Origin of the sequence: Streptomyces sp. NPDC007905 (assembly GCF_042959345.1) — a bacterium.
In the GTDB taxonomy this organism is placed as follows: Bacteria; Actinomycetota; Actinomycetes; order Streptomycetales; family Streptomycetaceae; genus Streptomyces.
Genome location: NZ_JBIBKS010000045.1, coordinates 1 through 16,147 on the forward strand (window position 1 = coordinate 1; position 16,147 = coordinate 16,147).

General features: G+C 69.2%; 11 protein-coding genes and 1 pseudogene. 8 read left to right on the forward strand and 4 right to left on the reverse strand.

Going from position 1 to position 16,147, the window contains the following annotated elements; genetic code table 11:
- From ACFZDC_RS40215 to ACFZDC_RS40225, 3 genes are all read left to right on the forward strand, one after another.
- Positions 1-485 (forward strand): transposase (locus tag ACFZDC_RS40215; protein ID WP_391331830.1); only part of this gene is annotated, 485 nt, incomplete at its 5' end.
- A 239-nt stretch (positions 486-724) separates the two neighbouring features.
- The gene (locus tag ACFZDC_RS40220; protein ID WP_391331832.1) at positions 725-4,606 is read left to right on the forward strand and encodes a hypothetical protein; all 3,882 of its coding nucleotides are present in this window, start codon (positions 725-727) and stop codon (positions 4,604-4,606) included.
- A complete protein-coding gene (locus ACFZDC_RS40225; RefSeq protein ID WP_391331834.1) occupies positions 4,603-8,073 on the forward strand; it encodes a hypothetical protein in 3,471 nt (1,156 codons plus the stop codon). The genes ACFZDC_RS40220 and ACFZDC_RS40225 overlap by 4 nt, the downstream gene beginning before the upstream one ends.
- Positions 8,074-8,100: 27 nt before the next feature.
- On the opposite strand, the pseudogene ACFZDC_RS40230 reads toward ACFZDC_RS40225, so the two are convergent.
- Positions 8,101-8,556, reverse strand: a pseudogene (locus tag ACFZDC_RS40230) (cadmium resistance transporter); the annotation flags it as partial.
- A gap of 201 nt (positions 8,557-8,757) precedes the next feature.
- Positions 8,758-9,207 carry a transposase gene (locus tag ACFZDC_RS40235; protein WP_391331836.1) on the reverse strand — a complete coding sequence of 150 codons (450 nt, stop codon included), beginning with the start codon at positions 9,205-9,207 and terminating at the stop codon, positions 8,758-8,760.
- A gap of 161 nt (positions 9,208-9,368) precedes the next feature.
- Here ACFZDC_RS40235 and ACFZDC_RS40240 point away from each other — a divergent pair, with 161 nt between their 5' ends.
- Both ACFZDC_RS40240 and ACFZDC_RS40245 read left to right on the forward strand, forming a co-directional pair.
- Positions 9,369-10,238 carry an IS5 family transposase gene (locus tag ACFZDC_RS40240; RefSeq protein ID WP_391331838.1) on the forward strand — a complete coding sequence of 290 codons (870 nt, stop codon included), beginning with the start codon at positions 9,369-9,371 and terminating at the stop codon, positions 10,236-10,238.
- A 70-nt stretch (positions 10,239-10,308) separates the two neighbouring features.
- Positions 10,309-10,638, forward strand: a complete 330-nt coding sequence (locus ACFZDC_RS40245) for a hypothetical protein (protein ID WP_391331840.1) — start codon at positions 10,309-10,311, stop codon at positions 10,636-10,638.
- Between the two features lie 8 nt (positions 10,639-10,646).
- On the opposite strand, the gene ACFZDC_RS40250 is transcribed toward ACFZDC_RS40245, so the two are convergent.
- Positions 10,647-11,753 (reverse strand): hypothetical protein, encoded by a 1,107-nt coding sequence (locus tag ACFZDC_RS40250; protein WP_391331842.1) that lies wholly within the window; start codon positions 11,751-11,753, stop codon positions 10,647-10,649.
- 390 nt (positions 11,754-12,143) lie between these two features.
- Here ACFZDC_RS40250 and ACFZDC_RS40255 point away from each other — a divergent pair, with 390 nt between their 5' ends.
- From ACFZDC_RS40255 to ACFZDC_RS40265, 3 genes are all read left to right on the forward strand, one after another.
- Entirely contained in the window at positions 12,144-12,776 is a 633-nt protein-coding gene (locus ACFZDC_RS40255; RefSeq protein WP_391331844.1) for a hypothetical protein, read from the forward strand.
- Between the two features lie 57 nt (positions 12,777-12,833).
- The gene (locus ACFZDC_RS40260) at positions 12,834-14,258 is read left to right on the forward strand and encodes a Dyp-type peroxidase (protein ID WP_391331845.1); all 1,425 of its coding nucleotides are present in this window, start codon (positions 12,834-12,836) and stop codon (positions 14,256-14,258) included.
- A gap of 615 nt (positions 14,259-14,873) precedes the next feature.
- Positions 14,874-15,656, forward strand: a complete 783-nt coding sequence (locus tag ACFZDC_RS40265; protein ID WP_391331846.1) for an IS5 family transposase — start codon at positions 14,874-14,876, stop codon at positions 15,654-15,656.
- Here the strand turns inward: ACFZDC_RS40265 and ACFZDC_RS40270 are convergent.
- Positions 15,622-16,116 carry a hypothetical protein gene (locus tag ACFZDC_RS40270; RefSeq protein ID WP_391331847.1) on the reverse strand — a complete coding sequence of 165 codons (495 nt, stop codon included), beginning with the start codon at positions 16,114-16,116 and terminating at the stop codon, positions 15,622-15,624. The genes ACFZDC_RS40265 and ACFZDC_RS40270 overlap by 35 nt on opposite strands.
- Positions 16,117-16,147: the final 31 nt, after the last annotated feature.

Genomic DNA, 16,147 nt, shown 5'->3' on the forward strand with positions numbered 1-16,147 from the left:
GGCGACGGATCTCGGTCGCCGCGCTGTGCTGCTACCGGCCCGGCGAACGGTCCCGGCTGATCTACCGGCCCCGCTTCCACCCGCTCCTCAAAGGCGCACGCAAGAGTTTCGCCTGGCAGGACTACCGCGACCTCCTGGTCCGCGCGCACCTGCAGCTGGGCGCCCCGATCGTGGTCGTCTGGGACAATTTGAACACCCACCGTGCCGCCGGGATGAGGAAGTACGCAGCCGACCACGACTGGCTCACCATCGTCCAACTTCCTTCCTATAGCCCAGACTTGAATCCCGTGGAAGGCATCTGGTCCCTGTTACGGCGCGGGTGGATGGCCAACACCGCATTCACCGACCCCGACCACCTCACCCGCACCCTCCGCCGAGGCCTCGCCCACATCCAGCGCCATCCCGAACTCATCGACGGCTGCCTCACCGAAACTGGTCTGACCCTTGCCTCAGATGCCCCGAAGCCAACCCGAAAAGGTCAGTAATGCCGGAATCGGGGCCATGTACGCGCGGGGGCAGCCGGAACACGGGCAGCCGTAACAGGGCGTGCCGCGCAAGGTGGCACTGCAGGTACTCGCTGACGGTGTGCCTGCCTCCAGCCGCCGCCGGCCTGACACCGCCCTCGGCCTCCTCGACTGAGTTCGAGCGGGTCGTTGGTGCGGCCGAGCGTCGCGCCGTTCCGCCGGCCTGCTGAACCGGAAGCACTCTAGACCTGGGAGGCCGGGTGGACCGGTTCGCCGAGCCGGTCGCCGTTCACCGGGAACCGCGGGGCCTCGACGTATTCGCGGTCGGTAACCTGAAATTGCTGCACTGGTACTGGGACACAGCGCTCGGCCGGATGATCGGGCCGGAGGAACTGCCCGGCTACATCGCGACCAGGCCGGTTCCGGTGGCCGACGGCGACTACCTTTACGTGTTCGCGGCCGACGTCGGCGACCGGCTGCGGGTCTGGGAGTCCCGCCTGGACGGTCCGTGGACTCATTCCATCCGCACGGATGTCGGCGCTGCCGCGTTGGTCGCAGTGCGCCGCCAGCCGGGGATCTACGACACCTACTCCACCTCGAACGGCATCGTGCACCAAGTCGTTGGTGGAGAATGGCACGCACCGGTGCTGTTGCCGCGTAGTGAAACCCTGGAGCCGGGCATCGCCTCGGTCGCGGCGATCGCCTGGACTGACGAACACGGATTCGTCCGGCAGGACGTGTACGGCCGACTGGGAGACGGCACCCTCCGGCATTGGGGATATGGCTATTTCGCCAGCCCCGATCCGACCCGGTGGTGGGGGCCGGACCCCATCAGCCCAGAGCGGCTGCCGTTCGAGGCCGCAGTGGCGGCGCGCGGGCCCGACATCATCTTCCGAGACGAGGACGGGCGGCTGCACCACTGGATCTGGCAACACCAGGAACGCCGCTGGGACGACGTCTCGCCGCTCACAACCGGCTGGCACGCTGATCCAGCCGTCGTCGAGCGCACCGGTGGCCCGCCGGGCATCGACTTGGTTGCCCAGGTCGAGGCGGACAAAGTGCGGGTGGCGTACTGGAACACCCAACTCTGGACGCATCGCATACTGGGTCTGCCCAGCCCGCGAGACGCGTCCGGCGCCGTGCTGCCCGAACCCGCGCAGGACGCGCTCGCTGGCGCCACCGACGACGTCCAGCCGGCGTTTCTGCTCACCCGGCCCGCTGACCACGTCGTGCTTGGGGTTCACGCGGTTGGCTACCGGATGACCACTGGCGCGGTGCCGAGATTGGTCGCCGAGGCAGCTGATGCCCACCTGGTGGTGACCTTCCCGCCCCAGCACATCGCCGAGGAGGTGTCCGCGCCCGGCGCCTCAGCGCTACTCGGCAATGTCTGGCAAGCGCGGCTGTCCGGCTCAAGCCGGATCGCTGTCACCGCCGCGCCCGAGTTCGAGCTGACCGCCGCGGGTGTGCTTGCCGCGTTGTATGACGCGCCGATCGACCGCAACGAGCAGCGCACGGCCGTCGAACTGCCCTGGGGTCTGATTCTCGCCCCGCAGCCCGGCGCCGACGCGGTGGTCACCCGGCACCCGAATGAGCCGGTGGACCTCGGCGGCACGACCGGCCTGTGGCGCACCCGATTCGGCACCGACGCGGGCGACGGCGGCGTCGCGGTCGCCGCGCTGCGGGCCGGGCGTCCGGACCCGTTCCCGGTGGCGCTGACCAAAGCCAACCGGGTCAACATCACCGGACAGTCCCCGCCTGCGCGCGCCGACCGGCTGGAGCTGAGCAGCCTGGCCGGCACGCTGATCGCGGCAGGCAGCTGGCGGACGCTCGAGTGGGAGCAGCGCACAGTCGGCGGGCGCGACCAGCAGGTGCGCACCGCCACCAAGGGCGTGCTGTACCCGTTCGGACACCGGGCGGTGTTCGTCGAGACCACCGAACGCAGCACCAGCGAGCCGGTCGCGGTGCTGCGCAAGACCCGGGTGCTACACGTCACCGAGCCGACGGTCGACGGACTGCGCTCCCGCGCGTTCCCGTTCGAGCAGGTGGAACTCACCCAGTTGGAGTTCGGCGGTCTCAACGACGCCGACTGGCAGACGGTGCCCCGGCCGACCCGGGAGATCGCCGGACTCGAGAACCGGGCGCTGGAAGCCGAGGTTGAGGCCCGTCGGATCTTCGAGGACCTGTACGGGCCAGACGCCCTGATGGCCGGGATGCCGCAGGTGGAAGAGCGAGCTGCTGGCTGGACCGACGACGCGGACGAGCTGCTGGATCCGGAGGACCCGGAGGGGTTCACCCGCGCCGGAGCCGCACTCTGGTGGTTGCAACTGCACAGGGCTAGGCGGGACGCGTGGGATGCCATCGAGCTGCTCCGGCGGGAGAATCTGGGCACCGACCCGGTGGAGACCTTCTTCCTGCCGACGACGCGCAACGGCGCGCCGATCCGCTTCCCGGTGCGCTGCCGTCAGCCCGGACGTCAGGTGGGTTTCGAGCTGCCGCTGGTGTTCGTCGCCGACCTCGAGCTCGGCGACGAGGTCCGCGCAACATTCAGGTCGCTGGACAATCCGGATGTGATGGAGCAAGTCCAAAAGTTCCACACTGACTTGGGACTCGGGGTGGTGGAGCTGCCAGGCGCCAAGATCAATATGGTGTTCGACGCGGCCCGCACGGCACCGAGCGACGTGCAGGAGGTGCACCGGCTCAACATCACGGGAAGCCCGTCGTCGCGTGGTGGTTTCGTCCCGTCTCTGGGTGGCGCGGGCGGGCCGGGGTCTTGGGCGACCGAGGTCGCCTTGCCCACGCTGCGCACCCTGTTGGACCGCGACCCGCGGGTGCGGATCTTCTTCGACCAGGCGTATCTTGACGCCACTTCCGACGACATCCCGCTGCGTATCCTCGATGACCTCGGTGTCGACTTCACCACCAAGGCTGATCGCTCTGGCGGGCTGGCCGCGCCCAAATTCGACGCGGACGGCATCTCCAGACTGCAGGGCCTGGTCAACGTCGCCGGATCGCAGTCGCTGGCGCCGGCCGACCTGTTCACCGAGGGAGCCTCGCTGTTCGGCTTCGATCTGCGCGACCTGGTCCGCGACATCGAGGCTCCGCCGGAGCTGGTCACGCTCGACACGACTCCTCCGGAGGTCCGACTGAGCTGGGCGGACATCCCTCTCGCCGAGGCGCCCGGCGGGGAGTTCCTGCCGCTGTCGACCGAGACGTCCACGCTCACTCTGCGCAACATGAGTTCCGCCGGGCGTAACGAGACGACCTGCGTGATCACCGATTTTAAGCTGGTGCTCCCGCGAAGCGAGCCGATGATCGAGATCAGCTTCGGGCGGGTCGAGTTCCGGCAGATCACTGGCGAGGCGCCGCAGCTGTCCATCGACGGGCTGAGTGCAACGTTCGTCGGCAAGTTGCGGCTGCTGGATGTGCTCCAGGAGAAGGTGGGACTGGGCAAGCTCGGCCCGCGGATCGTGCCGACCGCCAAGGACATCACCGCAGGTTACGCGGTGCCCGTGCCGGATGTCGCGGCGTTCTCCTTCGTGCTGAGCAACCTGAACTTCAGCGCCGCGCTGCGGGTGCCTTTCGACAGCGCACCGGTGTCGCTGTCGCTCGGATTCGCCTCGCGGGCACGGCCGTTCACGCTCACCGTGCTGATGTTCGGCGGCGGAGGCTACCTCGATCTGGAGCTGGACCGCTCGGGGCTGCGCCGGCTGGAGGTGTCGCTGCAATTCGGTGCCGCGCTGGCGATCAACCTCGGCGTGGCCACCGCGGAGGTGCACGCCTTCGGCGGTATCCGTTACGAGCTGGTGGCGGAGGCGCCCCGGCTCTCCGGCTTCCTCCAGATCGGTGGCAGCGTGGAGCTGCTCGGGCTGGTGTCGGTGGCGGTGGAGCTGCACGTCGAGCTGGCTTACCAGTTCGACACCAACGCGCTCGTCGGGCGCGCGAAGATCGTTGTGGAGATCGACGTCACCCTGTTCTCCCAGTCGGTCGAGTTGGACAGCGGTGAATGGGTGATCGCTGGTGGTGCGCCTCGCGAACCGGTCGGTCCGCCGCCACCCGGGCCGGTGGATTTCGCCGCACCACCGCCCGGGCCGGATCCGGCCCTCCTGCAGGCGTGGCGGGACTATCGAGGAGCGTTCGGGTGAACGAGATCCTGTGGATCGCTGTGCCGGCCGGCACCGTCACGGGCGATCGCGCGCCCCTGCGGGTGCTGGTCGTGCCCAAGCTCGACACGGCGACACCGCAGCCGCTCTGGAGCTTCGGGTTGCAGGACTGGCCGACGGCTCTGGGCGGTGCCCAGTTCACCGTGCAGACGGCGCCCGACGCCGAGTCGAACGTCACCGCCGTCACCGGGCTCACCCCGCTGACCGCACCGGCCAGCGAGGTGTGGCGGTCGTTCTTCCCCGACGACACCGTGGTGGAACCGCCACGCCGACGGGTCTACGACACTCCGACGGTGAGCCCGACATCGACCGACGCTGCCCGGGTCCGGCAGACCTACACCCTGTCGGCGCAGGCGATCGCCGACCCGGCGGTCGAGGCCGACCCGGTGCTGCGTGAGCAGTACGCGCAGTGGGCCGCCGAGCAACCCGCCGGGGACCCCGGGTCGCTCGGGCCCGAGGAGTGGCGGGCGCCGGATTTTGCCCGTACCGTCTCGCTGCTGCGTGAGCATCCGGCGGTCCTCACCCGGCTGGGCCTCATCCTCGAATTCGCCCTGGACGCAGCCACAATCCCGGTTGGTTCGCACCTGATCCGGGTGCGCTGCACGCTCGGCGCGGATCTGCCCGGCGACTGGGGCACGGTCACCCCGTGGACGCGCTTCGAGTTCGATCGCGTGCATTTCGTGCCGGCCCCCGGGGCGGACAGCGACCTGCGCACCGGCATGGTCGACCTCACCGGCACCACGCAGATCGGCGCCGATCCAGCCGCTGCGGCGACCTGGAGCGTGGCCACCTTCGACGTGGCCGGCGGCGTCGACCGGCTCCGCGACGGCGCCCGGTCGATCTCCGACGGCGAGCGCGCGGTGACGCTGCCGGTGTTGCGGTCGGCGGGACTGGCGCTGCTGCGCAACGGCCGTGGCGCGCAGCTGGGACAGCGCGCCACGAACGCCGAACGGCCGCTGCAGGACCGGGAACTGACCGCCGACGATCTCGTGCTCGGCTACCGGGTCGACATTCGCCGAGCCAGCACCGAGGGGCAAACGGGCCAGTGGTTCCCCCTGTGTGAGCGCACTGCAACCTACAGAGTCGGTGATCAGCCGATTGGTCCGGCGGCGCAGGTCGAGGAGGGGCACGTAAAGGCCAACGCCGCGGTGATCGGCGACGACCGGGTGGTGCGCGCGGATGAGGTGGTGGCTCGGTGGAGCGGGTGGAGCCTGGTGCTGCCCCGCCCGGTGTTCGACGAGCGCGGCCGGGTACCCAGCGCGGCGACCCGGCTGCCGCTGCCCTTCGATTTCCACTGGGACTTCGGCCAGTCCGAGCGCAAGCTGGGCGAACTGCGGTTCGGGCAGGGCTACCAGATGCGCATCCGGGTCGCGGACATGGCCGGCGGCGGCCTCCGGTTCGACGACCTGCCGGCCGGCAGCAACCGCAACGCAACCGACCTGGTGCTTTATCGGCGGCACGAGGCGATCCCGCCGCCGGAATTCGCGCCACCACCCGACGCGTTCCACCTGGAGTCCGGTCAACTCGTCGCCAACCCGGCCGCTTTCGGTCCCGGCGGCACCCTCGACTGCCTGGTCATCCGCAGCGACCCGGCTGGCACGACCGCCCTCGACGTCGACCAGTTCACCGCCGCGCACCCTGAGTATCCGCGCAACGACCGCCGGATCCTGCTGCCACCGCCGACCTCGCTCCCCCTCGCCGAGCAACACGGCCGACTCAGCGGGACCGACATCGACGGCAACCCGATCGACGACACCGTCGTCGCCGGCTGGGTACAGCGAGCGGTGACCCCGCCGACCGCGACCGAGGAGGGCGACTACAGCTGGCTCTCCGATCCGGCCGCAGTGAGCGTACTGGGCTTCCTCACCCCGGGCCCCGACGCGCCGGCGCCAGGGGAGAGCACCGACAGCGCCTGGCAGCCGCGCTGGCCCGACTACTCCGCCAAGGCGCTCGAACTGCACGCTCGCCGCAGCCCCGGCGAGCCGGTCATCCAGTGGGTGGACGAGACGCTGGTGGTGCGGCTGGCACCCGGGGAGGAGGCTGAGCTCGAGCTCAGCTCCCGCGCGGACGCCAACAAGATCGACGAGTTCGAGATCCAGGAATGGGTGCCCAACACCGCGGAGGCCAGCTTGGCAGCAGGACGGCACCCGATGCTGACCCCGCCGCGGGTGGTACGGCTGGTGCACGCCGTTCGCAGGCCACTCGAGGCACCGGCCGCCGCCCTACGCGCCCCCCGCGAGGTCGGCGCCACCTGGGTTACGCTCACCGACCCTGACCGCCCGCTGTTCGGCGTCGACCGCAAGTCCACCGGTCAGATCGACGTGGCGGCACAGTGGCACGAACCCGGCGACAGCGAGGCTGCCGGCCCGCTGCTGACCGAACAGGTGTGCTCGATCGCGGTCGCGCCCGACGCCACCCAGCTGTCGGTGCGGCACGAGTTCGGCGACACCCGGCATCGCCGTGTCACCTACACCCTGACCGCGCTGAGCCGGTTCCGGCAGTTCTTCGTGGCCGGAGAGGACGCCGCCTTCCAGCATGACACCACCCTGGCCGAGGCCGTCAGTGTCCCCAGCTCGGCGCCACCCGTGGCACCGGTCGTCCTCGCGGCGTCCCCGTCCTTCCGCTGGGAGGGCTCGGCCGACCTGGCAGCCGGGCCGGTGCAACGGATTCGTCGCGGCGGCCGGATCCGGGTCGAACTGGCGCGACCGTGGAACCTGTCCGGCAAGGGCGAACTCCTTGCCGTGCTCACCGGCCCGGACCTCACCCGGGTGTCGCGGGATCCGATCTGGACGACCGGCGATGCCGCCGGAACCGCCCCTCCCGAACTGTTCGCCGGTGCGGCGGGCGCGATCGCCGAGCACATACTGCCGGGCACCGGCACCATGGTGCGGGCGGTGCCCTACCCCGTGCACCTGCACAGCGAGACCGACCGCTGGTACGCCGACGTCGAACTGCCCGGCGCGGCGGCCGACTCGTACTGCCCGTTCGTACGGCTGGTACTCGCGCGCTACCAGCCGGAGAGCCTGCCCGGCTGTGCCCTGTCGTCATCGGTGACCACCGATTTCGTACAACTCATGCCGGACCGCACGCTGTCCGTGGAGCACGTTGCCGACGGTCTGCAGGTGCTGCTGACCGGAACCTGGCCACTCGGGCCGAACCAGAACCGGGTCGTCGCCCTCCTTGAGGAGTCCTCTGGCACGGCAACCAGCGACCTCACCTCCGCCGCCCCTGACGTCGCCGGCATGTGGCATCGAGTGCCGGGACACATGGTGTCGGGCGTACTCGGCGAACCCCTCCCACCCCTGACGGTCCCGGCGAGCGACGGCCAGCTGCGCGCGGTGATCCGGGAGATCGAGAACATCCAGCCCGCCGTCGCTGGCGACGACGCCACCCTGGCCAGCGAGCTGCGGCAGCGGACCGTGTTCATCGACGTGGTGACGCTGGGGTAGACCTCTCAGACAGCTCCGTCGACACCACACGGCCCCCAAGATCAGGAAGACGATCGCGTACACGTTCATGCCGCCGATGCCGGCGGTGGCGAAGACGGGGACGTAGACGCCGATGTTGTCGCCGCCGTTGGCGAAGGTGACGGCGGCCACCTCCCGCGCCTTCGGGCCGCCCTCGGACGTCTCCTGCTCGTCGTCCTCATCGTCGCGGTGCTTCCACGCCTGCCAGGCCGCCTTGAGCCCCAGGGCGAGGGGCAGCAGGCCGAGGTAGGGGATCGCCGACTCGGGCAAGAAGGTGGCGCCGAACGCGGCGGCGACCGCCACGGCGAGGATGGCAGCGAAGCCGAGGTACTGGCCGACGACGATCCGGCGGACGGAGCCATGATGTCCGGCACCCTGAGCGAAGAACAGCGACTGGATCAGGATGTCGTCGATGTTGGTGACGGCGAACAACCCGGCGGCCTGCCCGACGACGCCCAGGTTCACGAGTGGATGCCCTCTCCTTCGGCGCGAGTGTCCCGGTGACGCTACCGGGAGCCCTCACCATGCCCTCGCTGGGGCCGAGGTTCAGTGCTGCTGCTTCTCGTGAACATCGAACACGACCGCGTCAGGGCGCCTCCCGAAGTGCTGAACAACTGCTGTCGAAAGTCGGTTCTGGCACAGATCTTGGGGAGCGGTCGCGGAGCGTCACTGAAGCAGGATCATCTTGCGGAGTAGTTCGAATCCTGCGCGCCCGTAGAGCTGCCTTTTGATCTTCTTGATGCGGTTCACGGCACCTTCCGTACCGCCGGAGCTCCAGTGCAGGGTGAGGCCGGCGGTCACCGCATCGAGGTCTCGGAGCAGGTGGAGTGCGAAGTTGGTGAGGCCAGGTAGTTGGCTTGCGTCGACGGCGTCGATCCATGAGGGGAGCGTGGAGCCGAGGCGGCTGGTGAGTATCTCACCGAAGCCGCGGACGTGTTCGGCTGCGGCATCCAGTTCGGGACAGCGGGCCAGGACGTCCTTCAGCGCGGTGCGTTCGTCCTCGCTCAGGGTCGCGGGGTGTCGGGTGAGCCAGCCGGTGACCCGCCGCACGGTCGGAGGAGGAGGAGGCGCCTGCGGCGGTGCGGCGCGCAGGGTGGCGATGTAGGCACGGACCATCTGGTAGGTGACGGGGCGTTCTGGGCGATCAGTTCGCGGTGTAGACGGGTGGCGCTGGCGCGTCCCGCTGTGAACCGTCGCTCCAGATAGGGCTTGTAGGGGTCTAGGCGGTGTTTTGGAACTGAGCCCCTGACCACGCCTCGTGCCGTGATGATCTCGGTGTGGGGCGTGGGGATCTTTCGGATGAGCAGTGGTCGGTGCTGGAACCGTTGTTGCCGGTGGTGGGGGTCGGGCGTCCGGCGCGGAACCGGAGGCGGTTGATCGATGGGGTGCGGTGGCGGGTGCGGACCGGTGCGCCATGGCGGGATCTACCAGCCGGGTACGGACGCTGGCAGACCGTCTACGGGCTGTTCAGACGCTGGCAGCGCGAGGGTGTGTGGGCCCGGATCCTGACCGCGTTGCAGGCGCGGGCCGATGCGGCCGGTCTGATCACGTGGGAGGTGAACGTCGACTCCACGATCTGTCGTGCCCATCAGCATGCTGCCGGTGCCCGCCGGGACGGAGCCGGGCAGAAGGAACCGCCGGGCGGGGTGCGGACCGAGCCGGACGATCACGGGCTGGGCCGGTCGCGGGGCGGGTTCACCACGAAGATCCACCTGGCCTGCGAGCAGGGACAGAAGCCGTTATCGCTGCTGGTCACCGCTGGCCAGCGAGGTGACAGCCCGCAGTTCGAGCCGGTCCTCGAAGCGATCCGGGTACCCCGCACCGGTGGTGGGCGCCCCCGGCTGCGTCCGTTGCGGGTACGGGGCGACAAGGCGTACTCCTCGCGTGCTAACCGCGCCTACCTGCGACGACGCGGGATCCGATGCACGATCCCTGAGCCGGCCGACCAGATCCGCAACCGCAAGCGCCGCGGCAGCGGCGGAGGCCGTCCGCCCGCCTTCGACCGGCAGGACTACAAGGCCCGGCATGCCGTCGAGTGCGGAATCAGCCGCCTCAAACAGCACAGGGCCGTGGCCACTCGGTATGACAAGCTCGCTGTCCGATTCGAATCGACGGTCCAGATCGCCGCGATCCACCAGTGGCTGTGAGCCGCCGACGGCTCAGGGAGCCGTGCCATGCTGACGACGGAATCGAGAGCACACGGTGGGGAGATGCCCAGTGGCCGCCCGGTACTACTGCGCCGACAGCGAGAACGGCGACCACGTTGACGACCCGTCCGAAGACGCCCTGTTCGACCTGATCAGCGAACTCAACGACTTGGACAACACGTTCGTCGTCATCCAGCCCGACGAGGACGATCCCGCCTGGTTCGCCTCCGTGGCCGTCCTCGACGAAGGCGGTTATGAAATCGTCCTGCGCGACAGCACACGACGTGAACACCAGGTCACCACCGACACAGACATCGACGGAATTGCCAACGACCTCATCGTCTGGCTGGCCGGCCGAGACTTCCCCGGACGGCCGAACCAGCAGACGGGCGCGTTCTAAAACACGGCCTAGAAGAGGCCGGAGCGCATGTGTTGCGTGAGGTTCTCGAGGATCTCGCGCAGCCGCGGGCTGCGCGCGGCCGGCAGCTGGGTCAGGGTGTGCTGGAAGATGCCCTGGTCGACCTGGAACAGTTGATGGGGGCGCGGCACGGGCGGGTCGTCGCGGAGAACGCCGTCGGGCATGGTGCCCGACGCGGGGAGGCGTAGGTGCGGCTCGGGGAAGGCCAGCCACATCCACCCCCCGAACGGCAGCGGCACCGGATAGGTCGATGCGGGCCGGCCGGCCGGGCTCCAGGTCTCCCCTGTCTGCGGATGGATCGGCACGAGCAGTATGTCGGCGTCCGCGTCAGGACTGGACAGTCCCGGTCCGGCCAGCACAGCGTGCCGCGCCGGCCGGCCCCCAGGCAGGAGGGCGTCGAGGGCACGCTGGAACACTTCCGCGGTCAGCCCGTGCGGGACGGTCACCGGCTGACCGTTGGAGGCTGCCAGCAGATGGGCGAGCGCCCGGCCGGCAGCCGCCTCCCACTGCGGGCTCCATGACCACCGGTGGCCTGACCCGAGCCGCGAACTCCATCTGGTGATTGGCTCGTACGGGGGCGTCCGCTTGCCCTCCACCAACAGTTCCGCCCAGGAGAGCGTTGTGGGGGCGGCGTTGTCGACGGGGAGGCGGCGCACGGCGTCCGGCGCGAGCCAGACCGCTTGCCAGAGTGAGCAGTCGTCGATCCGGCTCGCCACGGGCAGGCCGCACGCCTCACAGGCCATGTTCGGGCCCTCACCCCAGTCGAGGCCGCAGCAGTAGCCGCCGGCCTTCTCCGGGATGAGCACAGCGCCGCGGGTGTCTCCGGGTGCGATGACGACCGTGCCGGGGGTGCCGTCGGACCAGGAGAAGCTCGGCGCGTGGATGTCGCGGGCCGCCGCCTCCTCCGGATCTGTCTCATCCCATCTCCGCCATGGCGGCCCCAAGCGGTTTGGGTCCACGGCAAACGTGCCCGACTCCATGAGCACCGGGAGTTGAACCCCGTTCCCGTACTTCTGATGGGCGTGAGCCGGCAGCACGACCTGGGACAGCGGGACCGTCAGCCTGGCACCGCACCCAGCACACACGAAAATGAACAAACATCCTCCGCCGAAGAAGCGGAGAGCATCCTCGCAGCTCCGCCACGGACCGGCCAACGTGTTTCATCCGCTGCGGGGCTGGATATCGCTGCTTCTTCCCCATGCGAGAAGGCTAGGCGTCCGCGGCGGCGTGACGTCAAGGCGTCATACCCGCTGGTACCGCTCGGGGTCCGCGCGCCAGTAGTTGTCCCGCGCGGCGACGATCTCTCCGCCGGACGCTCAACCACCAGCCGCAGAGCGAGCCGACGAGTGCAGATTCGGTATTGCCTTAATCGGCCGGGCCGGACTCGAACTCGGCGACAACCACTCCGATCTGCAGGCACCCGAAGGCCGGGGGGCCATCGCAGGGACTGAAGAGTTGAAGAGGATCGAAAAAGGACAAGGGCAGCCATGACAACGCAGAGTGAGACAGCGACAGCACCAGAACCCGATCAGGCCGCGGAGCAGAAGATCCAGAAGTTGCAGGAGCTTTACGCCGACGCGCCGGAGGTGGGAAAGCAGGCGTTGGAGAACGTACTCCGAAAAGGCGCGACGTCGTTTGTGGGGAAGCCGCGAACGCAAATGGAATCCGCTGGCCGGGTCGGCAGCCGGCAGGGCAGGGTCTCGGAGCTCACCCTGATCGCTCCGTTCGTGGAAGGTGGAGCGGAGCGACTGCGCGCCTTCCTGCAGCTGCGGGACGGAAACTTCGATGACACAGACAGGGTTGGCACCGTCCACGATATGCGCTTCGTATTCCTTGACCACGACACGAAGCTGCTCTTCTGCACCGCCTACGACGACGAGTGGGACCCCTACATCGACGACTTCGCAACGAAGATCCCGGACGAACTGGATCTGTTTATGTGCAATTGCGTGGGATGGCCGGGAACGCGCAGCCCGTCGGTGAAGGACTGGATCGCGAAGTACCAGGTCACGGCCGATGGCTGGTACGTCGCAAATCCAGATCTGACGGTGGCGGAGACCAGGCGGCTGAACCGCGTCGGCCACGCGCTGGAAGAATTCCTGGACAAGATCAGCGACTAGTCCAGCCACCCGGACAGTCTGGGGGGTGCGGCCGCGCCACCCGGCGAGAGTGTCCCCGTGAGCCGGCTCGTCTCGGTTTCTTGTGGGGAGAACGCCATGCCGCTCGTCGATCGCCTCGGAGGCGACCTTCCGCGTGCCCCCGTCACCGTGGAGCTCGACGACATCCAGGCGACGGTGCTGCGCTACCGACCCGAGCCCTACTACGGCACGCACGTCATGCTCCACGTGGAGGATGCCCAGGCCGGCCGCGAATTCGTGCAGCTGCTGACACCCTACGTCGACTCCGCCGCCGACTGGTGGCAGGCCGGCGACGCCTGGACCTCAATCGCCATCAGCTCCACCGGGCTGGTGGCTCTAGGCCTGCCAGAGGATTCTTTCCGGTCCTTCCCCGAAGCATTCCGCGTGGGGATGGCCGCACGCGCCGACAAGCTCCGGGACTACGGACCAAACGACCCGACGAACTGGGAAAGGCCCTTCGGCACCGGGGAGATCCACATCGCAGTCAGCATCTTCAGCGACACGGAAGACAAGTGGCGCCGCGCGATGGAGACCGCGGGCCGGCAGTATCAGGGGTTCTCCGGCGTCACCGTAATGCTGATGCAGGACTTCGGCGCCCAGCCAGGCAACCTCAACCCGCTGGGCTACAAAGATTCGATCGGCCAGCCGGCCATCGAGGGCAGCGGCGTCGCCTCGTTGCCCGGCCAGGGACCACCGATCAAGGCCGGCGAATTCATCCTCGGCTACCCCGGCGAGGCCGGCGTGCCGCTGCCGATGCCGCGTCCGGACGTGCTGGGCCGCAACGGCACCTTCGTCGGGCTGCGCAACTACCAGGCCCGCGTCGGGACGTTCAACCGGTTCCTGCGCGAGCACGCGCAGACCGAGCAAGAGCGGGAACTGCTCGCCGCGAAGCTGGTGGGCCGCTGGCGCAGCGGCGCGCCCTTGACGCTCGCCCCGACGCAGGACGACCCAGCGCTCGGCGCGGACGCGCGCCGGAACAACGACTTCACCTACGCCGCGGATCCGCACGGCCGGCAGGTGCCGCTCGGCTCACACATGCGGCGCATGAACCCGCGCGACACCAAGATGGCCCTACTCGCCGACGTGAACATCCACCGGATCATCCGGCGCAGCACGACCTACGGGGCACCCTACGACCCTGACGCGACCTCGGAGCAGGACGACGAGGTACGGCGCGGCACCTACTTCATCTTCCTCAGCGCCAAGGCAATGGCCACGATGGAGTTCCTGCAGCAAGAGTGGATCAACAACGGCAACTTCATGGACCTGGGCGACGAACGCGATCCGAACGTCGGGCTGCAGGAGGACGGGGCGACGTTCACCATCCCGCAACATCCGGTGCGGCGCCGCATCCACGGCATCCAGACATTCAACGTGCTGCGCGGCGGCGAATACTTCTTCATGCCCTCCCTGTCCGCCTTGAGATGGATCGGAGACCTCCGCCAATCCAGCGGCCACGCTTGATGAACGAGCCGAACCATCCTGAAAGCCGTCGCCACACCTGACGACCGCAAGCTTCACAAACCCCGAGTTGCACCGATCCGGATCTGAGGACGGGAGGTGCCCGCGGTGGGCGAGGGTACGGCCGGTCCCGATGCCGGGAGCGGCGCTTCTGCTCGCGGCCAGGCCGGTGAGGGCAGCGGTGAGGCCCGGTTTTCTACGCCGGGACGTGCGGGCGGGGTTGAGGGGGATCTCTTCGACGGTGACGTTCGCGGTACTCGACACGGTGACGGTTCGCCTTCCGATAGGGCCGCCGTCCCCCGGGATTGGGGGGCGGCTGGCGGGGTCACCGTGCGGAGGTTGGGGGTTAGAAGCCGTTGCTCTATCGATCTTGGTGAGCGTGAGTTCGAGGTTGTCGACTCGGTCGGGTGATCTCTTGGCTGGCTGCGCATGAAGGTGGGGCCTCCCGCACAGCTCGTGGGTCGAATCCAGCCGAGCAACAGGAGGCCCCTGGTGCTGCAGTCTTCCGTGCCGACGCGGATGTCGTCCAACTCGGCTTCCCTGACGTGTGATTGTCTCGCTCACCGGTTCGGGAACGCCGCAGACAGGCCGCACAGGCGTCCGAGGTATCCGTCGGACATGAGCGATGCGGAATGGGCGGTTGTGCGGGACGCGATGCCGGTGCCGGGCTGGCTGGAGGGCCGCGGCGGGCAGCCTGAGGGCTGCTGCCACAGGCAGATGGTGGACGCAGTGCGCTATCTCGTCGCGGGCGGCATCGCCTGGCGGGCGATGCCCGCGGACTTTCCCGCGTGGGACCGCGTCTACGCCTTCTTCCGGCGCTGGCGCGACAACGGCCTGACCTCCGAGTTCCACGACCGGTTGCGCGACCGTGTCCGCGGGGCCGCGGGCCGCGATCCGGAACCGACGGCCGGTGTCATCGACGCGCAGTCGGTCAGAGGAGCCGCGTCGGTGCCTGCCGCGACCAGGGGATTCGACGGCGGGAAGAAGGTCAATGGCCGCAAGCGGCACATCGTGGTGGACACCCTCGGACTGCTGCTGGCCGTGACGGTGACCGCGGCCTCGGTCACCGACCGGGACGCGGGCCTGACGCTGCTGGCCCGGCTGCACGAGCGGCACTGGCGCATCACGCGGGTGTGGGCCGACGGCGGCTACACCGGACAACTCGTCGACTTCACCCGCGAGGTCCTGCGCGTCGCATTGACCGTGGTCAGACGCAGCGACAACACCAGCGGCTTCACCGTGCTCCCCAAAAGGTGGCTGGTGGAACGCACGTTCGCCTGGCTGATGCACTCACGCCGCCTGGCCCGCGACTACGAGGCGCGCACCGACACCTCCGAAGCGGTGATCCGGTGGTCGATGAGCATGCTCATGAGCCGCCGACTCGCGCGGCGGGCACGCTGAACAGGCCCGGCCGTTCCTCCGTCAGCCAGCCCCGCGCGGCCAGGCGCTTCGCCTTCGACCGCACTCCTTCGACCTTCGCCGGGACCGGCTCCAGCCCGAGAGCCGCTGCGAGTTGACGGCAGTCCATCGCCTCCCCGCCCGCGCCGTTCCCACCGGCCAGGATGTCCGTGATCCGCCGGTAGTCCGGTGCCAGAACCGTGGGCGCGAGTCCTTCCTCCCAGTGCGGCACCACCGAACCGGGCACCGCGGCCGTGACCTGCACCGGCCGTTCGTCGGCCACCACAGCCTGCGGGGTGTCCCCGGCCTTGCGGGGCTCACCCAGGACCTCGCCCACCGTCTCGCGGGCGATCACGAACCGCTCCCACACGGCCTCCGCCTCGCGCAGCTCAGCCTGCAGAGCCTCCACCCGCTGCCGAGCGGCGCGTTCACGCTCCTCCAGCAACCCCATCACCGACGGCATCCCGGCACCTCCACCGAAGAGACGACACGAC